Origin of the sequence: uncultured Gemmiger sp. (assembly GCF_934561205.1) — a bacterium.
Lineage (GTDB): Bacteria > Bacillota > Clostridia > Oscillospirales > Ruminococcaceae > Gemmiger.
Genome location: NZ_CAKTFU010000010.1, coordinates 56208 through 80251 on the forward strand (window position 1 = coordinate 56208; position 24044 = coordinate 80251).

At 58.3% G+C, this 24044-nt stretch carries 25 protein-coding genes; 9 read left to right on the forward strand and 16 right to left on the reverse strand.

Annotated elements, in window-relative coordinates:
- Nucleotides 1–145: 145 nt before the first annotated feature.
- Nucleotides 146–496 carry a hypothetical protein gene (locus Q0I19_RS07545; RefSeq protein WP_294760187.1) on the reverse strand — a complete coding sequence of 117 codons (351 nt, stop codon included), beginning with the start codon at nt 494–496 and terminating at the stop codon, nt 146–148.
- Nucleotides 496–1836 carry a hypothetical protein gene (locus tag Q0I19_RS07550; protein ID WP_294760185.1) on the reverse strand — a complete coding sequence of 447 codons (1341 nt, stop codon included), beginning with the start codon at nt 1834–1836 and terminating at the stop codon, nt 496–498. The genes Q0I19_RS07545 and Q0I19_RS07550 overlap by 1 nt, the downstream gene beginning before the upstream one ends.
- A gap of 62 nt (nt 1837–1898) precedes the next feature.
- Between Q0I19_RS07550 and Q0I19_RS07555 the strand changes: the two genes are divergently transcribed.
- Complete coding sequence (locus Q0I19_RS07555) at nt 1899–2183, forward strand: hypothetical protein (protein ID WP_294760184.1); 285 nt, start codon at nt 1899–1901, stop codon at nt 2181–2183.
- A gap of 269 nt (nt 2184–2452) precedes the next feature.
- On the opposite strand, the gene Q0I19_RS07560 is transcribed toward Q0I19_RS07555, so the two are convergent.
- The 3 genes from Q0I19_RS07560 to Q0I19_RS07570 all read right to left on the reverse strand — a co-directional run bounded on the left by Q0I19_RS07560 (nt 2453) and on the right by Q0I19_RS07570 (nt 3977).
- Nucleotides 2453–2662 (reverse strand): hypothetical protein, encoded by a 210-nt coding sequence (locus tag Q0I19_RS07560; RefSeq protein ID WP_294760183.1) that lies wholly within the window; start codon nt 2660–2662, stop codon nt 2453–2455.
- Between the two features lie 52 nt (nt 2663–2714).
- Nucleotides 2715–3431 carry a Rep family protein gene (locus Q0I19_RS07565; protein ID WP_294760182.1) on the reverse strand — a complete coding sequence of 239 codons (717 nt, stop codon included), beginning with the start codon at nt 3429–3431 and terminating at the stop codon, nt 2715–2717.
- 258 nt (nt 3432–3689) lie between these two features.
- The gene (locus tag Q0I19_RS07570) at nt 3690–3977 is read right to left on the reverse strand and encodes a hypothetical protein (RefSeq protein ID WP_294760181.1); all 288 of its coding nucleotides are present in this window, start codon (nt 3975–3977) and stop codon (nt 3690–3692) included.
- A 151-nt stretch (nt 3978–4128) separates the two neighbouring features.
- Between Q0I19_RS07570 and Q0I19_RS07575 the strand changes: the two genes are divergently transcribed.
- The 8 genes from Q0I19_RS07575 to Q0I19_RS07610 all read left to right on the forward strand — a co-directional run bounded on the left by Q0I19_RS07575 (nt 4129) and on the right by Q0I19_RS07610 (nt 12388).
- Nucleotides 4129–4899: an amino acid racemase gene (locus Q0I19_RS07575; RefSeq protein ID WP_294760179.1), complete on the forward strand. Its 771-nt coding sequence runs from the start codon at nt 4129–4131 to the stop codon at nt 4897–4899.
- Nucleotides 4900–4954: 55 nt separating this feature from the next.
- Nucleotides 4955–6967 (forward strand): methionine--tRNA ligase, encoded by a 2013-nt coding sequence (gene metG, locus Q0I19_RS07580; RefSeq protein WP_294760176.1) that lies wholly within the window; start codon nt 4955–4957, stop codon nt 6965–6967.
- 26 nt (nt 6968–6993) lie between these two features.
- Complete coding sequence (locus tag Q0I19_RS07585; RefSeq protein WP_366012604.1) at nt 6994–7932, forward strand: DMT family transporter; 939 nt, start codon at nt 6994–6996, stop codon at nt 7930–7932.
- Nucleotides 7929–8720 carry a TatD family hydrolase gene (locus Q0I19_RS07590; protein ID WP_294760175.1) on the forward strand — a complete coding sequence of 264 codons (792 nt, stop codon included), beginning with the start codon at nt 7929–7931 and terminating at the stop codon, nt 8718–8720. Before Q0I19_RS07585 ends, Q0I19_RS07590 begins: the two co-directional genes overlap by 4 nt.
- Before the next feature lie 43 nt (nt 8721–8763).
- On the forward strand, nt 8764–8997 hold the full coding sequence (locus Q0I19_RS07595) for a methylenetetrahydrofolate dehydrogenase (RefSeq protein ID WP_294760173.1): 234 nt from the start codon (nt 8764–8766) through the stop codon (nt 8995–8997).
- A gap of 51 nt (nt 8998–9048) precedes the next feature.
- Nucleotides 9049–9522: a GNAT family N-acetyltransferase gene (locus Q0I19_RS07600; RefSeq protein WP_294760171.1), complete on the forward strand. Its 474-nt coding sequence runs from the start codon at nt 9049–9051 to the stop codon at nt 9520–9522.
- A gap of 312 nt (nt 9523–9834) precedes the next feature.
- A complete protein-coding gene (locus Q0I19_RS07605; RefSeq protein ID WP_294760169.1) occupies nt 9835–11202 on the forward strand; it encodes a sodium-dependent transporter in 1368 nt (455 codons plus the stop codon).
- Between the two features lie 10 nt (nt 11203–11212).
- Nucleotides 11213–12388 (forward strand): NAD(P)H-hydrate epimerase, encoded by a 1176-nt coding sequence (locus Q0I19_RS07610; RefSeq protein ID WP_294760166.1) that lies wholly within the window; start codon nt 11213–11215, stop codon nt 12386–12388.
- A gap of 247 nt (nt 12389–12635) precedes the next feature.
- Here Q0I19_RS07610 and Q0I19_RS07615 read toward each other — a convergent pair whose 3' ends face one another.
- The 11 genes from Q0I19_RS07615 to rimP form a co-directional block, all read right to left on the reverse strand.
- Nucleotides 12636–14795 carry a polyribonucleotide nucleotidyltransferase gene (locus tag Q0I19_RS07615; RefSeq protein ID WP_294760164.1) on the reverse strand — a complete coding sequence of 720 codons (2160 nt, stop codon included), beginning with the start codon at nt 14793–14795 and terminating at the stop codon, nt 12636–12638.
- A 183-nt stretch (nt 14796–14978) separates the two neighbouring features.
- Nucleotides 14979–15251 carry a 30S ribosomal protein S15 gene (gene rpsO, locus Q0I19_RS07620; RefSeq protein ID WP_294760162.1) on the reverse strand — a complete coding sequence of 91 codons (273 nt, stop codon included), beginning with the start codon at nt 15249–15251 and terminating at the stop codon, nt 14979–14981.
- A gap of 157 nt (nt 15252–15408) precedes the next feature.
- Complete coding sequence (locus Q0I19_RS07625) at nt 15409–16332, reverse strand: bifunctional riboflavin kinase/FMN adenylyltransferase (RefSeq protein WP_294760161.1); 924 nt, start codon at nt 16330–16332, stop codon at nt 15409–15411.
- A 1-nt stretch (nt 16333) separates the two neighbouring features.
- The gene (gene truB / locus Q0I19_RS07630; protein WP_294760159.1) at nt 16334–17227 is read right to left on the reverse strand and encodes a tRNA pseudouridine(55) synthase TruB; all 894 of its coding nucleotides are present in this window, start codon (nt 17225–17227) and stop codon (nt 16334–16336) included.
- A gap of 35 nt (nt 17228–17262) precedes the next feature.
- Nucleotides 17263–18234: a DHH family phosphoesterase gene (locus Q0I19_RS07635; protein ID WP_294760157.1), complete on the reverse strand. Its 972-nt coding sequence runs from the start codon at nt 18232–18234 to the stop codon at nt 17263–17265.
- Nucleotides 18235–18266: 32 nt separating this feature from the next.
- Nucleotides 18267–18638 carry a 30S ribosome-binding factor RbfA gene (gene rbfA / locus Q0I19_RS07640; RefSeq protein WP_294760155.1) on the reverse strand — a complete coding sequence of 124 codons (372 nt, stop codon included), beginning with the start codon at nt 18636–18638 and terminating at the stop codon, nt 18267–18269.
- Between the two features lie 74 nt (nt 18639–18712).
- Entirely contained in the window at nt 18713–21211 is a 2499-nt protein-coding gene (gene infB / locus Q0I19_RS07645; protein WP_294760154.1) for a translation initiation factor IF-2, read from the reverse strand.
- Nucleotides 21212–21233: 22 nt separating this feature from the next.
- Nucleotides 21234–21539 (reverse strand): 50S ribosomal protein L7ae, encoded by a 306-nt coding sequence (locus Q0I19_RS07650; protein WP_294760153.1) that lies wholly within the window; start codon nt 21537–21539, stop codon nt 21234–21236.
- Nucleotides 21529–21840 carry a YlxR family protein gene (locus Q0I19_RS07655; protein WP_294760151.1) on the reverse strand — a complete coding sequence of 104 codons (312 nt, stop codon included), beginning with the start codon at nt 21838–21840 and terminating at the stop codon, nt 21529–21531. The genes Q0I19_RS07650 and Q0I19_RS07655 overlap by 11 nt, the downstream gene beginning before the upstream one ends.
- A gap of 161 nt (nt 21841–22001) precedes the next feature.
- Nucleotides 22002–23072 (reverse strand): transcription termination factor NusA, encoded by a 1071-nt coding sequence (gene nusA, locus Q0I19_RS07660; RefSeq protein WP_294760149.1) that lies wholly within the window; start codon nt 23070–23072, stop codon nt 22002–22004.
- Nucleotides 23073–23106: 34 nt separating this feature from the next.
- A complete protein-coding gene (gene rimP, locus Q0I19_RS07665) occupies nt 23107–23598 on the reverse strand; it encodes a ribosome maturation factor RimP (RefSeq protein ID WP_294760147.1) in 492 nt (163 codons plus the stop codon).
- Between the last annotated feature and the right edge of the window lie 446 nt (nt 23599–24044).

Below are 24044 nucleotides of genomic sequence, written 5' to 3' on the forward strand. Positions count from 1 at the left end.
CCAATAAAAGCCGCGACAATACAGCCCAGAATCGACCAAAGCCAAATATCAAACCAACTGAATGTGAAGCCGTATACAGTGAACGGCATCTGAAAGCCGTTCACAATAACGTTCATTGCAGATAAAAAGGAATCCATAATACACCTCAAGCCATACGGCGATATAGAGCCAGAATAAAGCCCAGCAGAATCGACAGCGAAAAAGCGAACCAATAGTTTTCGGGGACAAAGGTTAGCGCTTCTTTGATGAACAGGGGAAAATCATTTTGCATAGATTCCCAAGAGCCGTGAACCTTCAAGAGATCATCTTTAACATTATCTACACCATCGGACAAATTGCCGGTCACATCACTGCCCAGCTGCCCGGCATCATCTGAAATAGTAGGTACAGATTCGGTAGAGGATGATTCGGGTATATCGTCGGCAAAGACGGCGGGTACGGCGCACAACACGGCGAACAGCACGGCGCAGACCGTAATACTTATTTTTTGCCACATCAAATAAAACTCCTTATAAATTTAATGACTGCGAAAAGGAACAACACCAAAACGCAGATATGAATTGTAGTACATAATCCGGGCGGCAGGAACGGGAACAAGTAACTGTATGCTGTACCCATTCCGACAACAAAGGTGACGCAGGAAACCAGCAGCGAGATCAGCGACCAGATAATACCCTTTTTGCCGTTCTCGTCCTTGCCGGTGTCGCTGCCAAAGCCAAAGATGAAGTTAAAGAAACTGTTGCCGCCTGTTTCTTTGTCAGAACTTCCACCGGGAGCGGTAGAGGGCGAAGGACTGGGCGAAGGATTATCCGGACCAGGTGTAGAACCGCCAGGGTCAGGTGTGGGAGTGGGTGTAGGGGTAGGGGCGGGGTCACCGTAAGTTATGTAATAGTAGTTATTGGTCACACTATCGTAAGTGTAGTATTGTTTGGTTTCCTCGTTGTAAATGATGGGGTTATTGCTGATTTTGGTTTCGTTGTTGACCGTGTATTGCGGGTAGATGTAGGTTAGCTTGTTGATGTTGTCAACGTAGATATTTCCGTTCCAAGTGTTGTTATTGATGGTGATGTTGGTGTTTTTTGTTACTGAAGGTTTATCTGGAATACATTTAACTGGGATGGAATCCAACTTAATTGTCAGACTACTATTAGAATTAAGCGGAACATCAAAGCCATTTTCACTATAATTATGGTAAAGATAAATTTTGTCGCCAGATTTACATTTATAAGAAAATTCTGGAATATATCGATCGATTTTGGGATAAGATGATATACGGATTCTGTCGTTTGTATAATAAACACCATCAACAGGACAAGTAAAATACCAAGCAACCTGATACGGATCACTTTTGCAAGAAAAAATAAAATATTGAGTATTACTATCAACATTCCGATAAGATAAAAAAGGGCATGAAAAATCAATACTACCTATTCTAGATGTAACACGCCCTGAATCTACAGGTGTTTTATCTTCATCGCCAGTGACATAGAAAATTGGTTGAGCCAAAACAAATAAATCACCATCGACATTATATGATGGTGTACCTTCACCGGCGTAACCGGCAGGGGGTGCGGTAACACCTTCAATCGGTGTGGCGGTTGCACCACTAACCGATTCCATACCAAGGATTTTTTTCTCTTTCCGTTTATAGTCACATTCCTTATTTGAACATACATATTCAATATTGTGATATATGCCCTCGATAGTATCGGAATGAACAAGAACAGCAGAACCACAGGTCGGACAAATTAGTCCGCCAGCATCAGCCGCAAAAGCAGATACCGAGAACGACAGGACAAGAACAATACAAAGGAAAAAAGATACTATCTTTTTCACGTCATCACCCCTTGAAAGTGGTAAAATTTATGATAGAATAAAGAAAAAAGGAGTTTTGCAAAATGTCCCTGTTTACGAAAAAAGCAGAAAACCCTAACGAAAAACCGGTTGAATCTGATGGTAAAATCGAATTGCGCTTATCACCCGATGAAATCAACCTTTTGCGCGAGTGTATGAAACGCACCGAGGACTATTATAGGGGCTTGCTGCTATTAAAGCAGGACTGGAACGCCGAGCAGAACGAACACGCTATCGCAGTGTTGAAAGTAAAATTGAATATGATAGACAATCTACAAGAGAAAACCATATTCAAAGGACAATCTGATTATTATAAAAACCTACAATGATTCACGCCGCCAGCAATGGCGGCATTTTTAGTTGCGCGGGATAGTAGGCTCTACCTTTGTTCCGTCTGCATTGAGCCAGACACCAAGACACATCGGATCTCAATCGGGAGATATTTCGACATACCTATGCGATATTATGCCGCACGCAATGTAAAAGCAGAAACGGCGAATAGCAATCAGACGATAGTTTTTAGACATATGTAAAACCTCTTTATAAACAAAAAATGCGGAGCGGGTTTAACCCGCCCCGCTGGGGCTTGCCTATTCGATCAGCGAGCAGCGTTCTTCAGGCGAACGAAGATACTGATACCGGTAGGCACCAGACCGGCAGCCAAGCAGAACAGCAGAACAGGCTGTTTCTGAATCTCGGAAACAACGGTACCGGACAGGGTGAAAACATCAGCCATAGCAGCGATAATAGTTTCCATAGCACTCTTTGCAACCTCGACACCGTCACCAGCAAGAAAAACAGTGTTCATTAGTTGCACTCTCCTTTCTTTCAGATTTATATGTAATCGCCAAGGCGATACATCAGAATTTAGCGGCTAGATCATCCGGGATGATGTGGATAAAATCCTTATCCATCACTTTATCCATATTCCGCAGCCGTTCGCCCAACAATTTGTTGGCAGCTACATCTGCTTCATAATCACGCTGTCTAGCGCGTTCCACGAAGTGATCACGCCACATAGAGTAGTTTTTGCGATAGGATGCCCAGCAGCCGTTTTCATACGCCCAACGGCTCATTTCTTGGATGGTTCCAAAGTCAGGCATATCCAGCAGAATCTGAACTTGATCATCTTCAAGCTGGGTCATTCCTGCGTGTTCGCTGGGAATGACAAAATCGTTCATACCAACTATATCTTGGCTGTACTGGTATTTATCTAAATCCAGCATATGCCAAAGGTATACATACGCTTTATATAGATTGTTTACCTTGCGTATGACATTTGTTTCTACGCCAATTTCCTTTGCTATGCCGGAAAAATACCGGGCATTCGGAAAACTGCAAACAAAATGAACGTGCGGTTTCTTGACATCGCCGGGCAGCCATTCGGGCTTTTCCCCATCGTGGTTTTTTATGTAGGAATCATACGAAGCTTGCGAATATACGTCCTTATCGTGCAGCGCCCAAGCACACGGCAGGTTCTGTTTGCAGTAGTCAATAGATGATTGCTGACTTTCCGGGTACAATACAAACATACATTGCCGGCTGCGCAAGCGTGGTGGAGCAGATGAATCTCCCATAATCGACCATCCTTTTACTGTCAAATTGTTTTTCTATCTTGGCACTGACACTGACACTCCAAAGGACGTAGCGCCTTTGGAGTGTCAGACAGTGTCTGACATTGAGTGTGGGGCGGTCTGAGATACACGTTAGTTTGTAATGAATCACTGGTTGAAGCTGGAGGAATCAACAGTTCGGGACTAACGCATATCACAGACCGCCCCACGGCAATCATTCAGATGGTGGCGGCTGCGCGTTCTCTGCAGGATCGGGAAGCATCACTTCACCAATTCCCAGCTTTTGATCTTTCCGAATACGGCTTCAAGGTCAAACTGATGACCAATGACCTTACTGATATCGTCCAGAGCGCCGACGGACTCCATCAGATCGGCAGAATCAACAACCTTGATAGACAACTGTTCAGCTTTCTGACCGGCACAGCCTACAAGCCGTTTGAGGGTCACGCAGTGAAACACAAGGTTATCATAATGAATCTGGCGGTTAGAACCGTCCTTCGGGGTGAAATCGCCGGTTTTACGCTCAACGCCAATAACCTGATACAACATTTTCTTTCTCTCTTTCTGCTGGTCTTATCTCTTTGCCAGCTCTCTTTTTTGTACTTTTCGGTCAGGTTCAAGGTCTTTCAACCTTTGCATTGATTATAAAACTTTAAGGAATAAAGGCGGCCGCAATTTCTCCCTTGCATATTTCCCCGCTTTGGCTTATAATAGAAAATATATTGCATGTATAAAGGAGGAGTGTGCCACGCCGCAAACCACACAAGAAGCGCGCCCCGTTCTGGGCATTTTGGGCGGCCTTGGCCCTGCTGCCAGCTGCTATCTGTATCAGATGTTGATCGACCACACCCCCGCCGAACGGGATCAGGATCATCTGGATGTGGTCATATCCTCCCGCGCGTCGACGCCGGACCGCACGGCGTACATCCTCGGCCAAAGCGACGAGGACCCCTTCGCCGTGATGGAGCAGGACGGCAAAAATCTGGTGCGCTACGGTGCCACCGTGCTGGCGATCGCCTGCAACACCGCGCATTATTTTTATGACCGCCTGTCCGAGGCGCTGCCCGTGCCCGTGCTGAACATGCCCCGCCTGACCGTGCAGGACGCCAAAGCCGCCGGCTGCACCAAGCTGGGCATTCTGGCAACCGACGGCACCCTGGCTGCCGAGACCTATCAGCTTGCCTGCGCACAGCAGGGCATCGCCTGTGCCTTTCCCAGCGCGGAGCATCAGACCGATGTGATGAGCGTCATCTATGACGACATCAAGCAGGGCCGCCGTGCCGATATGGTAAAATTCGGCGCTGCTGTGCATGATCTGAAAAAGCAGGGCTGCAATATGGCCGTGCTGGGCTGCACCGAGCTAAGCCTTGCCAAGCGCGATGAGCACTTAGGCAGCTTTTTCATCGACAGCACCGAGGTACTTTGCCGCCACGCCCTGCTTGCCTGCGGCATCACCCCCATCGGTTTCTAGGCTGTATAAATCTCGTTAAACTTTACAGTTTGTAATATCAGGAAAGAGGTTCCCTATGGATCAGAAAAAGTTCTACATCACGACCCCCATCTACTACCCCAGCGATAAGCTGCACATCGGCCACACCTACTGCACCGTGGCCACCGATGCCATGGCGCGCTACAAGCGCCTGCAGGGCTACAACGTCAAGTTCCTGACCGGCACCGACGAGCACGGCCAGAAGATCGAGCTGAAGGCCAAGGAGGCCGGCGTCACCCCGCAGCAGTTTGTGGATAACATTGTGGAAGGCCCCAAGGGCGTCAAGGATCTGTGGAAGCTGATGAACATCAGCTACGACCGTTTTATTCGTACCACCGATGATTATCACGTTGCCGCCATCCAGAAGATCTTCAAAAAGATGTACGAAAAGGGCGACATCTACAAGGGCAAGTACGTCGGCAAATACTGCACCCCGTGCGAGAGCTTCTGGACCGAGAGCCAGCTGGTCAACGGCTGCTGCCCCGACTGCGGCCGCCCCGTCATCGACGCCGAGGAGGAGGCTTACTTCTTCCGCCTGTCCAAGTACGCCGACCGCGTGCGCGACCTGCTGGTCAACACCGACTTTCTGCTGCCCCGTTCCCGCGTGAACGAGATGGTGCACAACTTCATCGATCCGGGTCTGGAGGATCTGTGCGTTTCCCGCACCAGCTTCAAGTGGGGCGTGCCGGTGGACTTTGACCCCAAGCACGTTGTCTATGTGTGGATCGACGCGCTGTTCAACTACACCACCGCGCTGGGCTTTATGAACGACAAATACCCCGACAGCGACTACGAAACCTTCTGGCCCGCCGATGTGCATTTTATCGGCAAGGAGATCGTGCGCTTCCACTCCATCATCTGGCCCGCCATGCTGATGAGCATGGATATGCCCCTGCCCAAGCATGTGTACGGCCACGGCTGGCTGCTGCTGGACGGCGGCAAGATGTCCAAGTCCAAGGGCAACGTCGTTGACCCCTACCTGCTGGCGGAGCGTTACAGCGCCGATGCGCTGCGCTACTTCCTGCTGCGCGACTTCCCCTTCGGCTCGGACGGCAACTTCTCCAACGAACTGCTGATCAACCGCATCAATATGGACTTGGCAAACGACCTCGGCAACCTGCTGAGCCGCACCACCGCCATGGCGGACAAGTATTTCGGCGGCACGCTGCCCGCCGAGCAGGCCGAGGGTGCCGAGGATGCCGCTTTGATCGAAAAGGTCAGCGGTCTGCGCGCCCGCTATGAGGCGGAGATGGAAAGCTATGCCTTCCAGAACGCGCTGGCGGACGTGTTTGAGGTCATCGACGCCGCCAACAAGTACATCGACGCCACCGCCCCGTGGGTGCTTGCCAAGAGCGAGGAAACCAAGCCCCGCCTGGCGCGCGTGCTGTACAACCTTGCCGAAACGCTGCGCGTCTGCACCGTGCTGCTGCAGCCGTTTATGCCCACCGCCTGCGGGAACATCTTCTCCCAGCTGGGCGTTGCCGACGAGGGCAAAACGTGGGACAGCGCCGCCGCCTTCGGCAGCCTGCCCGCCACCGCCACCCTGCACAAGGGCGAAAACCTGTTCCCCCGCATCGACACCGCCAAGGAACTGGCCGAGCTGGACGCCCTTGAGGCCGCCAATAAGGCAGCGGCACAGGCTGCCAACGCTGCCGCCGAGGAGCCGAAAGCCGAAACCGCCGCTGCCAGCGCAGAGTTGATCGGCGAGCACGAGGACGAAATTTCCTTTGACGATTTCTGCAAAGTGGAGCTGCGCGTGGTCGAGATCCGCGCCTGCGAGCGCATGAAGGAGAGCAAAAAGCTGCTGCACCTGACCGTGTTTGACGGCGAGCGCGAGCGTTGCATCCTGTCCGGCATTGCCAAGTGGTTTGCGCCGGAGGATCTGATCGGCAAAAAGGTCGGCATCGTTGCCAACCTGGCCCCCCGCCCGATGATGAAGGGCAAGTATGTCAGCGAGGGCATGATCTTTGCCGCCGACACCGATACCGAGGGCGGCTGTGCGCTGGCCTTCTTCCCCGACAGCACCCCTGCCGGTGCGCGCATCCACTGATGCGTGACCCGCAAGAGGTGTAAAACGTGGAAAAATCCAGACTGGATGCCTTTTTCTCTGTCCCTGCCGTTGCCATCGTTATGGCTATTCTCTGCAATATGCTGTGGGGGTCGGCGTTCCCGTTTATCAAGCTGGGCTACCGCCTGTTTGTGATCGAATCCGGCGATACGGCGTCTATTTTGTGCTTTGCCGGTATTCGCTTTATGCTGAGCGCCGCCCTTGTGTGGGTGTGCGGCCTGGCGCTGAACCGCAAACCGCTGCCCATGCCCAAGGGCAAGGCGCTGCTTTCCAGCTGCGGGCTGGGCCTGTGGCAGACCGCCGCCCAGTATTTCTTCTACTATTCCGCCGTGGCGCTGCTGACCGGCGCGATGGGCGGCATTTTGAACAGTACCCATAGCTTTATGGGCGTGATTCTTGCGCATTTCCTGTACAAGGCTGACCGCATGACCCCGCGCAAGGCGCTGGGCTGTGCGCTGGGCTTTGGCGGTGTGCTGGTCGCGACCTTGGGCAACCACGGCGGCGGCAGCGCCATGGGCGTTTTCTGCATGCTGATGGCCTCGCTGATTTTCGCGCTGGCAGGCCCCTGGAACAAGGCCGTCACCCAGCAGGCAGACAGCTTCTCGGTCTGCTGCATCAATCTGGGTCTGGGCGGTCTGGTACTGGCGGTCGCGGGCTTTGTCATGGGCGGCAGCCTGCACCCGCAGAGCGCCGCCGGTATCCCCGTGCTGCTGTTCCTGGCGTTCATTTCCGGCGCAGGCTATGTGCTGTGGGCGCTGCTGATGAAAAATAACCCCGTGTCCCGCATTGCGGTGTTCGGGCTGATCATCCCCATTATGAACGTGCTGCTGTCCGCCGTGCTGAACGGCGAGGCACTGTTTGCGTGGAACTACCTTGCCGCACTGGCGCTGGTTTGCGCGGGCATCTACCTGGTAAACCGTGCCCCACAGAAAAAAACAAACGTATGAACAACATTTTTGACACCCACGCACACTATACCTCCCACCAATTCGACGCCGACCGCGCCGCGGTGATGGCCGCGCTGCCGCAGGGCGGTGTGGCAGGTGTTCTGGAGTGCGCGACCCATTCCGGCGACGCCGCCGGGGTGCTGGCCTTGGCGCACGAATACCCCTTTGTCTACGCCGCGCTGGGCATCCACCCCGAAAGCCTGATCGAGGAGGACGCCGCCACTGTGACCGTATACCACGGGGACTGGCGCGCCGAGCTGGCGGCCATGCGCCCGCTGTTTGCCGACCCCGCCGTGAAGGCGGTGGGGGAGATCGGGCTGGATCACCACTGGCCCGTGCCCAAACAGGAACAATATGACCTGTTCGAGGCGCAGCTGCAGTTGGCAAAGGAATTGGATCTGCCGGTCTCGGTACACGACCGCGAGGCTCACGCCGAAATGTACGAGCTGCTGCGCCGCTACAAGCCGCGCGGTGTGCTGCACTGTTACAGCGGCAGCCCCGACGATGCGGCGTGGCTGGTGGAGCAGGGTATGCTGCTGGGCTTCGGCGGGGCTGTGACCTACAAGGGCGCCAAGCGCGCCGCCAGGGTGCTGGCCGCCATACCGCACACGTCCGCCGTGCTGGAAACCGACTGCCCGTATATGGCGCCGGAACCCGTGCGCGGGCACCGCAACGACAGCCGCAACATTGCCCATGTGGCGGCCTATATCGGTACGATTTGGGGCATGGACGCGCAGGCGGTGCTGGATATCACCGCCGCCAACGCCCGGAAATGCTTCAATTTGTAATAGCAAGTACTCTAACACACAAAAATACAGGAGTGGAATTTTTATGAAAGCACGCATCCCGAAGCATCGCGAATTTATCATCGACTTCCCCCAGGATATGGACAACGCCAAGGCCAACGAGGGCTGGGACAAGCTGAACCAGATCGTGGAGGACTACAAGAAGTCCCACAACGGCCAGAGCGTTTACTCGGCCACTTTTATTGAGGACTGCGAGCCTGCCGTCAAGAAACTGCAGGAAGAATACGGCTTCAACTACACTGTGCAGGAAGTGCAGTGACCCAACGGCGGACGAGTGCGTCCGCCGTTTTTCTTATTTGAGGGAACCGGTATGGGAAAGATAGAGATACGTCCTGCTGTCATGCAGGACTTGCCCGACATTCTGGCGCTGTACGGCGTGCTGGATCGCGAGCTGGTGGCGATGCAGCCGGATTTTTTCTGCGCTGCGCCCCGCAGCGAGCAGGAGACCGCCGCCGCCTTGGCAGATACGAACGCTGAATTTTTGCTGGCTGTGCAGGGCGGCATCACGGTGGGGTTTGCGCTGGTGGAATATGCCGGGTGGACACCCGCCTTCAGTTGCGTTTTGCCGCACCGTTATGCGCGGCTCAGCGACATTGTCGTGCTGCCCGACCTGCGCGGGCAGGGCATCGGCAGTGCGCTTTTGGGTGCCGCTAAGCGCTGGGCGCGGGATCGTCGGCTGGAATATCTGGAACTGAATGTGCTGGCGCAAAACACGGCGGCGATGGCACTGTACGAATCCCACGATTTTGTCGATGCCACGCACACGATGCGGTGTATGCTGTAAGTTGACGGGGGCGGCACAGGGCAATAAAATTATACCGCGCGGTAGGGGCGGGGCATGCCCCGCCCGCGGCTTTACGGTTGCAACAACATAACGGTTAGTCCGTAGGGGCGGCATATATGCCGCCCGTTGCAACCGCCCGGATATTACGAACTATCGGGAAAACCGTACGGGCGAGCAATGCTCGCCCCTACAACCAAGCGGGGCGGGGCATGCCCCGCTTTTTTCTTCTTTTGGGTATTGATTCTCTCGTTCAAATGTGTTACACTGGTTCCGTTGCTTGTAATGAAATAATTTCACGGGAGAGTTGACAAAGTGGAAACTAAAAATCGCAGTTCTTTTTCCGGTAAAATCGGCTTTGTGCTGTCGGCGGCGGGTGCCTCGGTAGGGTTGGGCAACATCTGGCGCTTCCCCTATCTGGCGGCCAAATACGGCGGCGGCATTTTTCTGCTGGTGTATATCCTGCTGGCCGTCACCTTCGGGTACAGCATGATCGTTGCCGAAACCGCCTTGGGACGCATGACCCACAAAAGCCCGGTCGGCGCGTTTTCTGCCTTTGGCAAGGGGCGCGGCCGTCTGTTGGGCGGCTGGATCAACGCCATCATCCCCATCCTGATCGTGCCGTACTACTCGGTCATCGGCGGGTGGGTCATCAAATATCTGCTGGAATACCTGCGGGGCAACGGCAGTGCGCTGGCGGCAGACGGCTACTTTGGGGCGTTTATCTCCTCCGGCTTGTCAGTCGAGGTATGCTTTCTGATTTTCACCGCCTTTACGCTGTCCATCATCTTTGCCGGTGTGCGCGGCGGCGTGGAGCGCGTTTCCAGATGGATGATGCCCGTGCTGGTCGTGCTGTCGCTGGTCATTGCAGGGTACTCGGTCACACGTCCCGGCGCGCTGGCGGGCGTCAAGTATTTCCTTGTGCCCAACATGGCCAACTTCTCCTGGATGACCGTTGTTGCCGCCATGGGGCAGATGTTCTACTCGCTGTCCATCGCCATGGGTATTCTGGTCACCTTCGGCTCCTACATGAAAAAGGACGTTTCCATTGAGGATTCTACCCAGAATGTCGAAATTTTTGACACCGCCATCGCCATCATGGCAGGTCTTATGATCATCCCCGCCGTGTTCTCCTTCTCCGGCGGCGACCCCGACACCCTGCAGGCAGGCCCTTCGCTGATGTTCATCACGCTGCCCAAGGTCTTTGCCGAGATGGGCCTGGGCACCGTGGTGGGTGTGCTGTTCTTTGTGCTGGTGCTGTTTGCCGCCGTGACCAGCTCCATCGCCCTGACCGAGAGCGCCGTCTCCACCTTTGAGGACGAGCTGGGCTGGGACCGCAAGCGCTCCACCGTGCTGATCGGCGTGATCATGATCGCGCTGGGCAGCCTGTCCGCGCTGGGCTACGGCCCCTTGGCGGGCGTGACGGTGTTCGGTATGCAGATGCTGGACTTCTTTGATTTCCTGACCAACTCTGTCATGATGCCGATCGCCGCCATTGCCACCTGCCTGTTGATTTCCCGCGTGGTCGGCGTCGAGGCCATCGCGCAGGAGGTCACCGCCGAAGGTAAGCCCTTCCGCCGCAAGAAGATTTTCTGCTTTATGATCCGCTGGCTCTGCCCGATTTTTGCGGCCATCATTCTGGCAAGCTCGGTTGCCAACGCGCTGGGCTGGATCACGATGTGAGGATTTCGCCATGAAACTGGTTGTGTGCTTTCCCGGTATCGGCTACCACTGCGACAAGCCACTGCTGTATTACAGCCGCCGTCTGGTGCGGGCCGACCGCGAAATTTTGGTGCAGTACACCTACCAAAAGCCGGGGCTGCGGGGCAACCCTGCCGCCCTGCGCGCGGCGCTGGACGTGCTGTATGCGCAAACGGAGCCGCAGTTGGCGGACGTGCAGTGGGCGGACTATGACGAGGTCGTATTTTTGGCCAAGAGCATCGGCACCGCCGTGGCAACCGCCTACGCGCAGCGGCACGGCATTGTCTGCAAGTCGGTGCTGTACACACCGCTGGAAATGACCTACGACTTTGCGCCGCAAAACGCCTTGGCGTTCCTTGGTGCCGCCGACCCGTGGAGCTGTGTGCCCGCCGTAACCGCCAAGGCGGGCGGGGCACTGTATCTGTATCCCGATGCCAACCATTCACTGGAAACGGACGATGTTGCGAAAAATCTTGCCGTTTTGCAGGACGTTATGGCAAAGACGCGGCAGTTCCTCTGCCCGACGGCAGCGGTGACAGCCGCCGAGATGAAGGCGCTGGAAAAAGCCGCTGACGCCCGCGGTCTTTTGTACCCCCAAATGATGGAAAACGCCGGCCGCGCCGCCTACCGTGAGCTGACACGCCGCCGCCCTGCCCCAGGCAGGCTGCTGGTGGTCGCGGGCAAGGGCAACAACGGCGGGGACGGGTTCGTGATGGCTCGGCTGGCCGCCAAGGACGGCTGGCAGGTGCAGGTTTTTCCGGCAGAAGGCGAGCCGCAGACCCGCGATGCCGCCGCTAACTATGCACTGCTGGCCGCGCTGCCTGTGGATATCGTGAACGATGCCGCCGCTGTGCGGCAGGCAGACGTTGTGGTCGATGCTGTGTACGGAACGGGCTTTCACGGCGGCTTGCGCCCCGCAGGGGCTGCCGCCTGTGCCGTGATGCAGGCGCAGCGTCAAGCCGGCGCCCTTGTGCTGGCGGTGGATCTGCCCAGCGGCGTCAACGCCGACACGGGGGAGGCCGCGCCCGATGCCGTGCAGGCCGATGTGACGGTGACCTTCCACGCACCCAAGCCGGTGCACACGCTGGCCGCCGCCCTGTGCGGGCAGGTGGTCGTGGCCGATATCGGAATCAACGCCACTCTTTCCGGGGTGGCGTCAGACTGTTGATAATCTCAATGGACAATTGCGAACTTTCGGTAGGTTTGTAGGGAACGGTCTTGACCGTTCCGTGCAGCCTAGCCGATAGTACGATGTATTGGGAAATAGCGCGCCGTTCGGCGCGATTTTATGCGCTGCGCGCGGCCAGATGTGCGGATGGGTCAAGACCCATCCCTACAAATCTTCCGGCAACAGACATTTTCTACAAACAAAAACCGCCACCCCGCAAGGGGTGGCGGTTGCTGTTATTTACGGGTTACTGCTGCCCGGCCTCGGTGCGCTTTTTGGCGATGGCTGCCAGGGCGTCCTTGCGGGACAGGTTGATGCGGCCCTGCTGGTCGATGTCGGTGACCATGACAAAGATGGGGTCGCCCACGGCGACAACGTCCTCAACATGCTCGACGCGGTGGTCATCCAGCTTGGAGATGTGAACCAGACCCTCCTTGCCGGGTGCAATCTCGACAAAGGCGCCGAAGTTCATCAGGCGGGTCACGCGGCCCTTGTAGATGGCGCCGATCTCGGGGTCCTCCACAATGGTCTTGATGGTGGCGATGGCGCGCTTGGCGTCGTCCTGATCCACGGCAGAGATAAAGACGTGGCCGTCCTCCTCAATGTCGATCTTGCAGTTGAAGTTGGCGCACATTTCCTGAATGACCTTGCCGCCCTTGCCGATGACGTCCTTGATCTTATCCACGGGGATCATCATGCTGAACATCTTGGGGGCGTACTTGCTCAGTTCTGCGCGCGGCTCGGCGATGACGGGCTTGATGATCTCGTCCAGGATATACAGGCGGCCCTTGCGGCACTTCTCCAGCGCCTCCTCGACGATCTCGTAGGTCAGGCCGTCCACCTTGATGTCCATCTGGATGGCGGTGATGCCGCGGCGGGTGCCGCCGACCTTAAAGTCCATATCGCCGTGGAAGTCCTCGACGCCCTGAATGTCCAGCATGGTCATCCAGCGGCCGCCGTGCAGGGGGTCGCCGTCGGTGATCAGACCGCAGGAGATACCGGCAACGGGTGCCTTGATGGGCACACCGGCGTCCATCAAAGCCAGCGTGGAGCCGCAGATGGAAGCCTGCGAGGTGGAGCCGTTGGAGGACAGAACCTCAGACACGCAGCGGATGGTGTAGGGGAACTCGGCCTGGTCGGGCAGAACGGGGATCAGGGCGCGCTCTGCCAGGTTGCCGTGACCGATCTCGCGGCGGCCGGGGCTGCGGGGTGCGCGTGCCTCACCGACGGAGTACGGCGGGAAGTTGTAGTGGTGGATATAGCGCTTGTAGGGGGTGTCGGACAGATCGTCCATCAGCTGGGCATCCTTGGTGGAGCCGAGGGTGCAGACGGTCAGCACCTGGGTCTGGCCGCGGGTGAACATGCCGGAGCCGTGCACGCGGGGCAGCAGACCGACCTCGGCAGCCAGCGGGCGAATCTCGTTGATGCCGCGGCCGTCCACGCGCTTGCCGTCCTCCAGCAGCCAGGTGCGGACGACCTTTTTCTGCAGCTTGTAGCTGATCAGGTCGATGTCGGCAGCGGTCAGCTCGGGATGCTCGGCAGCGATGGCGTCCATGATGGGCAGCAGGGCGGCGTCACGGACGTTCTTGTCGTCGGTGTCCATGGCGGACTTGACTTCCTCAAGGTGCTTGGCGTAGACATCCGCCAGCAGGGTGTGATCCAGCTCCACGGGGGTAAAGCTCTTTTTGGGCTTGCCGATCTCGGCAACGATGCCGTTGATGAAGGCCAGCATCTTCTTGATTTCCTCGTGACCGGCGCGGATGGCGCGCATCATGGTGTCCTCGTCCACCTCGTTGGCGCCGGCCTCAATCATGACGATCTTCTCCTGGCTGGCGGCCAGGGTCAGGGCCAGGTCGCTGCGCTCGCGCTGCTCCTTGGTGGGGTTCAGCACGATCTCGCCGTCCACCAGGCCGACAAACACACCGGCGATGGGGCCGCCCCAGGGAATGTCAGACATGGCAATGGCCAAAGAGGCGCCGTTCATGCCGGAAATTTCGGCGGAGTTGTCGGGGTCCTGGCTCATGACGGTCATGGTGACGCAGACATCGTTGCGCATATCCTTGGGGAACAGCGGGCGGATGGGGCGGTCGACCACGCGGGAGGACAGGATGGCGTGTTCGCCGGGGCGGCCCTCGCGGCGCATAAAGCTGCCGGGGATGCGTCCGGCGGCGTAGAGCTTTTCTTCAAACTCGACGCTCAAGGGGAAGAAATCGACGCCCTCGCGGGGCTTGTCGCTCATCACGACGTTGCACAGCACGCAGGTCTCGCCGTAGCGGATCATGGCGCTGCCGTTGGACAGACCGCACATCTTGCCGGTCTCGACCACAAAAGGACGGCCTGCAAAGGTCGTTTCAAATTTGCGGTACTTGGGGAAGGTTTCCAGCCGGGATGCAAATTCGTAAGCCATAGGGATTCTCCTTCTTGTTGGGTTGATTTATACCGTGGCCGCGCCGCCCCGACTTGCACAATAAATCCAACCGCCGAAAGCCGTCGGCGGCTCGATTTACTGCACAAAGCAAGGCATTGCGTCCTAAGAACCATAATAAAAAAGGGGCAAGGTGCGTTTGCACCCTGCCCGTTTTTGCGAAAATTACTTGCGCAGACCCAGCTCAGCGATCAGGGCACGATAACGGTTGATGTCCTTCTTCTGCAGATAAGCCAGCAGATTGCGGCGGCGGCCGACCATCTTCAACAGGCCGCGACGGCTGTGGTTGTCGTGGGTGTTGCTCTTCAGGTGCTCGGTCAGGTGGTTGATGCGGGCGGTCAGCAGAGCGATCTGGACCTCCGGAGAACCGGTGTCACCCTCGTGGATGGCTGCTTTGGCGATAATGGGCTGCTTTTCGATAGCGGATTTCTGGCTCATGATAATACCTCTTTCTGAAAAATAGTAAATTTGCCGTCAGCGCAGTATGGGGTAGCGGGACCGTAGAGGTATACGCCCCAAACCGAGCCACGGTAGCATAAATAAGTATAGCACAACCCCGCGCCGAATACAAGGGGCGGGGCAGGCTTTTTTGCAATTATTTTGCCGCAAAATAGGCCTTGCTCTTGTCGGCGGCGCGGTGGATGAGGGCGGCCAGCTCATCCATGGAGTTGAACTTGCGCACGGGGCAAAGGTACTTGTGAAATTCCAGCACGGGGGCTTCGCCGTAGACGTCGCCGCAAAAATCGGGGACGTAGCTTTCGCAGGTGACCACCGCGTCGGCGGCGCTGTCCACCGTGGGGCGGCGGCCGATGCCGGTGGCGGCGGGGTACCAACGCCCGCCCAGCCGTATGCGGGTAATGTACACGCCGCAGCAGGGTTGCAGGGTGCCCGCAGGGTAGTTTTGGTTCATGGTCGGGGTGCCGAGCTTGGCGCTGCCCACACCCTTGCCGTGGGTGACGGGCCAGTCGATGGCGTAGGGGGCACCCAGCATGGCGTTGGCGTCATCGATGCGGCCCTCCTCCAATGCGGCGCGGATGCGGGTGGAGGAAACCGTCTGCCCGCCGTACTGCGCCATGGGGACGATCTCCACCGTAATGCCGTACTTGGCACAAAGTTTGCGAAGCAGCGCGGTATTTCCGACGGCGCGGGCGCCAAAGGTGAAGTTGTCGCCGCAAAAGACCGCCTTGGTATGCAGGCACTGCACCAGCACATCCTGCACAAACTGCTCCGGCGAAAGGGCACGGAACATCTCAAACGGCGGCTCCAGGCAGATTTCCACCCCTGTGTCCGCCATACGGGCGTGCTTTTGCGCGGCGGACAAAATGCGCCCGCCCTTTAAGGTCTGGCCTTCGGGCAGTTCAAAGGTGAAGGCGGCCGGGGCGCAGCCGTGGGCGGCGGCATACTGCACAGCCGCGTCCATCACGGCGCGGTGGCCGCAGTGTACCCCGTCAAAGTAGCCCAGCGCCACGGCACAGCCCTTGGGGGCGTCGATCGGCGTCAAGGTCGCATAGGTTTGCATGTTAATCCCTCTCGCAAAAAAGTTTTTCTACCTGCAGTACACGGCCTTCGATGACCGCCAGCCCCAGAAAGAGGCCGTCCTTGTCAAAGACACGGTATTTCCCGTCGGGGGCAGGGTAGTGGCTGGTCGGGCAGCCATTCATCAGGTGGGCCTTAACGCCGTCATTGACCTGCAGGGCGGGCAGCGGCGCAAAGACCGTCTCAATGGGTAAGATCCAGCCGTTTTCGGCCAGCGCACCGCTTTCGGCGGCGGCCAGAATCTCCGGCAGGGTGTGGCAGTCGGCAAGGTCGAACACACCCGCCTTGGTGCGGCGCAGTGCCGCCAGCGTGGCGGGCACACCCAGCGCCGTGCCGATATCCTCGGCCAGGACGCGGATGTAGGTGCCCTTGGAGCAGGCCGCCCGAAGAACAAAATCGTTGGGGGCGGGGCTGCTTAAAAGCTCCAGCCCGTGCACCGTGATGGGGCGGGGCGTGCGCTCAACGGTCTGGCCCTTGCGCGCGGCCTTGTACAGCGGCTGGCCGTTGATCTTCACCGCGCTGTACATCGGCGGCAGCTGCATCTGCTCGCCCAGGAACTGCGGCAGCACGGCTTGCAGCTGCGCGGCAGTCACGGCCGTGTCGGCAGTTTGCAGCGGCGTGCCGGTGATATCGCCGGTATCGGTGCGCAGACCAAAACGCACCGTAGCTTCGTAGGTTTTGTCGTGGTCAAGCTGGCGGTCGGCGGCCGCGGTGGCCTTGCCGATAAACACGGCGAGCACACCGGTGGCCATAGGGTCCAGTGTGCCCGAGTGTCCCAGCTTGCGTGTGCCCAAAGCGCCGCGCAGCTTGGCCAGCACATCAAAGCTGGTCCAGCCGCTGGGCTTATCCACGAGTAAGATCCCGTTTGGCATTGGCATAGACAGGGTTCCTTTTCTGTTGTGGGGCCGTGGCGTTATTCCGCCGCGCGGTCCAGTTCTTTTTTGACTTCTTCCAAAATGGCGTGCTTGGCATTGTCCAGATTGCCGCTGATCTCACACCCGGCAGCGCGGGGATGCCCGCCGCCGCCCAGACGCCGCGCAATGTTGCAGGCGTTGGTGTTGTGGCCGGTGCGCACACTGATTTTGTAGCTGCCGTCCTTTTGCTGGCGCAGTGTCAGGCCGACCTCCACGCCGTCAATGGAACGCGGCAGGCTGGTCAGATCCTCCAGCTCGGCACCGTCGACACCGGCGGCCCGGATCTGATCCCAGGTCAGGCAAATCAGGGCGCAGCGGTCGTCGTAGTAAAATTCCATGCTTTCCAGCGCCAGCCTTTCGGCGGTGATGCGCGCGTGGGAACGGCACTCAAACAGCCGTTCGTTCAGGCTTTCGACATCGGCGCCTGCGTCGATCAGCGCGGCGGCGGCGCGGTGGGTGGCCGCCGTGGTGTTGGTAAAGCGGAAGCAGCCCGTGTCGGTGGCAAGGCCGGTGTACAGGCAGGCCGCAATATCGGGGGTGATCTCGACACCCATGGCGGGGATCAGCGAGGTCAGCAGCTCCGCAGCGGCGGCAGCCTCCGGCTCGACGAGCGTTTCCACCGCAAAGCCGCTGTTGGAGCCGTGGTGGTCGATGCAAAGGTCGACGTGCTCGGCATAGTCCTGGATATTGTTGCGGTCACCGAACAGCTGGATGCCGGCCACGTCCACCGCCACCACAAAGGCGGGGGTGTAGCTGCCGTCAAACAGCGTGATGGGCATGTAGCTGTACATCGCGGGGATAGGGTCGCTGCACAAAACGGACGCCGTTTTGCCAAGGCGCTGCAATGCCAGACAGAGTGCCGTGCCCGAACCGATGGTATCACCGTCGGGGTTTTTGTGGCACAGGATCAGAATGTCATTGGCGGCCAGCAGGCGGGAAATGACAGTATCACGATCCACGGTTAAGTTCATAGGACTCCTCTTTTCTAGGCAGGCGGGCGCGGTTACTCGGCGTCGTCGCTGTCTTGGCCGGAAACATCCAGTTTTTCCAGCAATTCATTGATGTGGGCGGCGTAGGCAGCACCCTCGTCGGTCACAAACACAAAGCGGGGTGCCTTGCGGATGTGCATACGGCGGCTGACCTCGGTGCGAACATGGCCGCTGGCCTTGTTCAGCGCCTTGACCACAGGGGCAGGGCCGCCCTCACGGCCCATCACGCTGATGTACACCTTGGCCTGATCGAGGTCGGGGGTGACGTCCAGACGGGTCACGGTAAGCAGACCGCCGTTTACGCGGGGGTCTTTCATCTCGCCGATGATGGCGATGATCTCGCGTTTCATATCCTGAGCCATACGGCCGTGGTTTTTGGTAGGCATAGTTTCCTCGGTTTCTCCCCGCAGGGGGGGGGGTAAAAGAGAGTTAGGAGTTAGGAATTCAGAATACCGCAGGGTTAGTCGCGGTATTCTTCCATCTTGAAGCACTCGAATACGTCGCCCTCTTTGATGTCCTGGAACTTGTTCAGGGTGATGCCGCACTCGAAGCCTTCGGCCACTTCCTTGGCGTCGTCCTTAAAGCGCTTCAGGCTGGCGATGGAATCCTCGCAGATGACGATACCGTCACGCACCAGACGCAGCTGGGCATCGCGGGTGATCTTGCCGTCGGTAACACGGCAGCCGGCAACGGTGCCGACGCTGGAGATCTTGTACACCTGGCGGACCTGTGCTTCGCCCAGGGCAACCTCGCGCACCTTCGGAGCCAGCATACCCTTCATAGCGTCGGAAACATCGTTGATGGCGTCGTAGATGACGCGGTACATACGCATTTCCACGCCGGTCTGCTCGGCTTCGGCCTTGGCGACGGCGTCGGGGCGGACGTTAAAGCCGATGATGATGGCGTTGGAGGCATCGGCCAGAGAGACGTCGGACTTGGAGATGGCGCCGACACCCGCATGGATGACGCGGACGCGGACTTCCTCGTTGGAGATCTTCTCCAGGCTCTGCTTGACGGCCTCGGCAGAGCCCTGCACGTCGGCCTTGACGACGATGGGCAGTTCCTTCATGTCGTTGGCAGCCATCTGGTCAAACAGGTTATCCAGCGTGACCTTGGTGTAAGCGGCAAACTGCTTTTCCTTGGCCTCGGCGGTGCGGCGGTCGGCCAGTTCGCGGGCCAGGCGCTCGTCCTCAACGGCCTCGAACAGCTCGCCCGCTTCGGGAACTTCGGTCAGACCGGTGATCTCCACAGGGGTGGAGGGGCCGGCCTCGGTGATCTCCTGGCCCTTGTCGTTGCGCATGGTACGCACACGGCCCACGGCGGTGCCGGCGATCAGGCAGTCGCCCTTATGCAGGGTGCCGTTCTGCACCAGCAGGGTGGCGATGGGGCCTTGGCCCTTGTCCAGACGGGCCTCGACGACAGCGCCCTTGCCGCGGCGGTTGGGGTTGGCCTTCAGCTCCATGACTTCGGCTTCCAGGACGATGCGCTCCAGCAGGTCGCTGATGCCCATGCCGGTCAGGGCGGAAACAGGGATGCAGGCAACGTCGCCGCCCCAGTCCTCGGGCACGATCTCGTACTTGGTCAGCTGTTCCTTGACGCGCTCCGGGTTGGCGGTGGGCTTATCCATCTTGTTGATGGCAACGATCAGCTTGACGTTGGCGGCCTTGGCGTGGTTGATGGACTCGACGGTCTGGGGCATGATGCCGTCATCGGAGGCGACGACCAGCACGGCGATGTCGGTCATGTTGGCACCGCGGGCGCGCATGGCGGTAAAGGCCTCGTGGCCGGGGGTGTCCAGGAAGGTGATCAGGCTGTCACCGCTCTTGACCTGGTAAGCGCCGATGGCCTGGGTAATGCCGCCGGCTTCGCCCTTGGTGACGTTGGTCTTGCGGATGGCATCCAGAATGGAGGTCTTGCCGTGGTCAACGTGACCCATAACGACAACGACCGGCGGACGCTCGACGAGATCCTCGGCGTTGTCCTCCTCCTGCACAAACAGGCGCTCCTCGATGGAGACATGGACCTCATGCTCGACCTTGGCGTGGAATTCCTCAGCGATCAGGGCGGCGGTGTCGAAGTCGACCACGTCGGAAACGGCGTGCATTTCGCCCATGGCCATGAACTTGGCAACGACCTTGGCGGCGCTCTGCTTCAGGCGGGTGGCCAGCTCGCCGACGGTGATCTCATCAGGGATGGAAATCTTCAGCTGGGCATTGCGGGCCTTTTCCAGCTGGATGCGCTGCAGGCGCTCGGCCTCGGTCTCGCGGCGGCGGCCGAACTGCTGGCCGCGCTGGCGGTTGCGGTTGTTGAACTTTTCCTTTTTGCCGGTGGGCTGGTTCTTGCGCTTGCTGGGCATGTTGCGGCTGTCGGCCAGGTCGTCGTAGCGGGCGTTGAACTTATCGACGTTGACGTCCACGGTGCGGGTGTCAACGGAAACGCGGGCACGGTTGACCTCCACCTGCTCGGTGGCGGCCACAGGCTTTTTGATGCCGGTGTCGGCGGCCAATTCCTGGAAGGTCACGCGCTTTTCGCTGCGCTTCTCCGCCTGCTTTTCGGGCTTGCGGGCATCCTTCTTAGGCTCCTCGGCCTTGGGGGCGGGCTTCGGCTCGGCCTTCGGCTCTGCCTTTTTCTCGGCGGGCTTGGCCTCGGGCTTCGGCTCTGCCTTTTTCTCGGCAGGCTTGGCGGCGGGCTTTTTCTCTGCCTTGGGGGCGGGCTTCGGCTCCGGCTTAGGCTCCGGCTTCGGCTCGGGCTGTGCCTTGGCGCTGTTCAGGTAGGAGTCCATGCTGGGCTCGGCGTTGGCGCGGGTCAGGGTCTCCAGCAGAACGTCCAGCTCCTTCTCGCCAAAGGTGCCGCCGGTCTTATAGGCTTCGCCCGTCAGGGGGGCGACTGTCTCGATAACTTTCTTGGCCGGCAGGCCGAACTCCTTGGCAACGTCGGCAATCTTATACTTAAAATCCATAGAGTGTGATCCTCCTTGTACTTCAAATGAGGTGCTTTGCGCAAAGCTGCGCAAGGTGTTCGTCTGTAATGCCGAACACAGCGGCGGGTTTCGGTGTCAGCATGGCAAGCTCGGCGCTGGTCAGGGGCATCTGCTCGCAAGCAACGATGCCCTCGCAGGCTTCTTTCATGTGGCTGACGGTGCGCTCGCTCGCGTCGGCAGTCAGCAGCACAAGGGCCACCTTGCCGCGCAGGGCGTTTTCCTGCACGCGGTCGTACCCGTGCAGCAGCTTACCGGCTTTGCGGCAAAGCCCCAGCGCACCCAGCAGGGGGTGTTGGTCATTCGCCATGGGGCATCGCCTCCTTTGCGGTTTGTTCGGCGCATTGGATCTCCTCGGTCAGGCGCTCATAGATGGCATCGGGGATCGGCACCTCAAAGGTGCGTTCCAGCCGTTTTGCCTTGCGCGCCTTGGCCAGACACGCCGCGCTGGGGCACAGGTAGGCACCGCGGCCGGGCGCCTTGCCGCGCAGATCGATGCTGATCTCACCCTCAGGGCTGCGCACGACCCGCACAAGCTCGCGCTTGGGGCGCTGGGCATTACAGCCCACGCAACGGCGCACCGGTATTTTCTTTTGCTTTTGCTGCTGCAACTGGCAGACCTCATTTCACAAAATAATAAAGAATCAATAAGAAATAATAAATTCGGTGGATCGTGTCGCTGCGCTCCACTCAAAAATCTTGTTTTCGACCGGAGGGAGAAAACCCCACATTCTTTATTATTTATTATTTTTTATTGCTTATTTGAACAGATTTATTCTTCCTCGCCATAGTAGCCGGACTCGGGGCGGATGTCGATGTTATAGCCGGTCAGGTGGGCGCACAGGCGGACATTCTGACCCTTGTTGCCGATGGCCAGGCTCAGCTGCTGGTCGGGCACGGTGACGCGGCAGCTCTTGTTCTCGCCGGGCAGCAGCTCGACCTTGACGACCTTGGCGGGGCTGAGTGCGGCGGAGATGAACTCGGTGACGTCCTCGCTCCAGCGGATGACGTCGATCTTCTCGCCGCCCAGCTCCTGCACGATCTTTTCCACGCGGACGCCGCGGGCGCCGATGCAGGCGCCGACGGGGTCAACGTCGGGGTTCTTGCTCCAGACAGCCAGCTTGGTGCGGGCGCCGGCCTCACGGGCAATGGCCTTGATCTCCACGGTGCCGTCGTAGATTTCGGGCACCTCCAACTCAAACATGCGCTTGACAAGACCGGGGTGGGTGCGGCTGATGGTCACGCGGGGGCCGCGCTCGGTAGCCAGCACATCGACCACATACACCTGCACGGACTGACCCTCGCGGAAGCTCTCGCCGGGGACCTGCTCGTTGCGGGGCAGAACGGCGCTGCCGCCCTTGCCCAGATCCAGCACGATGCTGCCGTTTTCGGGGTTGACGGCGGTGACGGTGGCGGCGATCAGCTCATGAGCGCGGGACTGCATCTCGCTGCACTGCAGGCTGCGCTCACCCTCGCGCAGACCCTGACGGATGACGTGCTTGGCGGTCTGGGCGGCGATGCGGCCGAACTCCTTGGTTTTCAGCTGGGTGACCATGCGCTGGCCGACCTTGTAGCTCTTGCGGACCTTCTGGGCGTCCTCGAGGCTGATCTGGGTGTGGGGGTTCTCGACCTCCTCCACGATGTCGCGCAGCAGGCTGGCGCGGAACGCGCCGATTTCGGGGTCGATGTCCACAACGACGTTGTCGTCCTCGACCTCATAGTCCTTCTTTACGGCAATGACGATGGCAGCCTTGATTTTCTCTACCAGATAATCCTCCGGCAGGCCGCGCTCTTTTTCCAGTGCGGCAAGGGCCTCAAAGAATTCGTTGTTTGCAGTAGCCATTTTTCGGTTTCCTCCCAATTCTATATCTTACGGATCAATCAAACAGATTTTCGTCGTCGCAAAGCTTTACATATCCCGCCATCTTGACAGGGAAGGTGTAGCTTTCGCTGCCGTCGGTCAGGGTGACATTGCCCTCGGCGTCCAGCCCCTGCAGGATGCCCGCCAGGTCGCGGCGTCCGGCTTCATCGGGGCGGATCAGATGCGCCGCGCATTTCTGCCCGCGCAGTGCCTCGTAATGTTCGGGGCGGGTCAGGCGGCGGCCCAGGCCGGGGCTGCCGACCTCCAGATAATAGCTTTGCTCAATGGGGTCGGCCTCGTCCAGCAGGGGGTCGATAGCGCGGGACACGGCCTCGCAGGTGTCGGTATCCAGAGGTTCGTCGCGGTCGATCAGTACGCGCAGAAACCAGTCCGGGCCTTCCTTTTCAAAGCGGACGTCCCACAGGCGCAGACCCATGCCTTCCACCGTGGGGCGAACCAGGGCTTCTACCGTTTTGGCGGCACCGCCGGCGTTTTGCTGTTTTGCCATACAAAATGCTCCTATCATAAAAAGAAAGCGGACCTTGCGGCCCACTTTCCAAATAAACATCATCGAACAATCAAACTATACCATATCTGCCGCAAAAAAGCAAGTCCTGCGGGCAAAAATCTTTGTACAGTGTACTATTTGGAAAATTCGGCGCGGCAGGGCAGGGGATACCCCGTCGCCCCAAGGCAACACCGCTCAGGAACACAGGGGCTTTGGGCGCAAAACCGTAAACGGGAATTCTGCGTCTATTATAATAGGTAGCGGCTGCGAAATTTCCAAAAATTTGACAAAATTTTAACCCGCTATCCATTGACAAAACTTTGACAATATGGTAAAACTATATCAGCGTCAGTAGTACGCCCGTGGCACCCTTGCACACCTGACCTTGCGTGGTTGGTCCCCAACCCCCGAAAGCCGGTCTTGCGGCGGTGCCTGAACTTTGGCCA

Coding starts and splice junctions, on each gene's coding strand:
- Q0I19_RS07590 (WP_294760175.1), top strand. CDS start 7,929: ATGAACAACATTTTTGACACCCACGCACACTATACCTCCCACCAATTC.
- Q0I19_RS07545 (WP_294760187.1), bottom strand. CDS start 496: ATGTGGCAAAAAATAAGTATTACGGTCTGCGCCGTGCTGTTCGCCGTG.
- Q0I19_RS07650 (WP_294760153.1), bottom strand. CDS start 21,539: ATGGCGAATGACCAACACCCCCTGCTGGGTGCGCTGGGGCTTTGCCGC.
- Q0I19_RS07615 (WP_294760164.1), bottom strand. CDS start 14,795: ATGGCTTACGAATTTGCATCCCGGCTGGAAACCTTCCCCAAGTACCGC.
- truB (WP_294760159.1), bottom strand. CDS start 17,227: ATGCCAATGCCAAACGGGATCTTACTCGTGGATAAGCCCAGCGGCTGG.
- Q0I19_RS07610 (WP_294760166.1), top strand. CDS start 11,213: ATGAAACTGGTTGTGTGCTTTCCCGGTATCGGCTACCACTGCGACAAG.
- Q0I19_RS07625 (WP_294760161.1), bottom strand. CDS start 16,332: ATGCAAACCTATGCGACCTTGACGCCGATCGACGCCCCCAAGGGCTGT.
- rpsO (WP_294760162.1), bottom strand. CDS start 15,251: ATGAGCCAGAAATCCGCTATCGAAAAGCAGCCCATTATCGCCAAAGCA.
- infB (WP_294760154.1), bottom strand. CDS start 21,211: ATGGATTTTAAGTATAAGATTGCCGACGTTGCCAAGGAGTTCGGCCTG.
- Q0I19_RS07600 (WP_294760171.1), top strand. CDS start 9,049: ATGGGAAAGATAGAGATACGTCCTGCTGTCATGCAGGACTTGCCCGAC.
- Q0I19_RS07565 (WP_294760182.1), bottom strand. CDS start 3,431: ATGGGAGATTCATCTGCTCCACCACGCTTGCGCAGCCGGCAATGTATG.
- Q0I19_RS07555 (WP_294760184.1), top strand. CDS start 1,899: ATGTCCCTGTTTACGAAAAAAGCAGAAAACCCTAACGAAAAACCGGTT.
- Q0I19_RS07635 (WP_294760157.1), bottom strand. CDS start 18,234: ATGAACTTAACCGTGGATCGTGATACTGTCATTTCCCGCCTGCTGGCC.
- nusA (WP_294760149.1), bottom strand. CDS start 23,072: ATGGCTACTGCAAACAACGAATTCTTTGAGGCCCTTGCCGCACTGGAA.
- Q0I19_RS07570 (WP_294760181.1), bottom strand. CDS start 3,977: ATGTTGTATCAGGTTATTGGCGTTGAGCGTAAAACCGGCGATTTCACC.
- rimP (WP_294760147.1), bottom strand. CDS start 23,598: ATGGCAAAACAGCAAAACGCCGGCGGTGCCGCCAAAACGGTAGAAGCC.
- metG (WP_294760176.1), top strand. CDS start 4,955: ATGGATCAGAAAAAGTTCTACATCACGACCCCCATCTACTACCCCAGC.
- Q0I19_RS07560 (WP_294760183.1), bottom strand. CDS start 2,662: ATGAACACTGTTTTTCTTGCTGGTGACGGTGTCGAGGTTGCAAAGAGT.
- Q0I19_RS07595 (WP_294760173.1), top strand. CDS start 8,764: ATGAAAGCACGCATCCCGAAGCATCGCGAATTTATCATCGACTTCCCC.
- rbfA (WP_294760155.1), bottom strand. CDS start 18,638: ATGCCTACCAAAAACCACGGCCGTATGGCTCAGGATATGAAACGCGAG.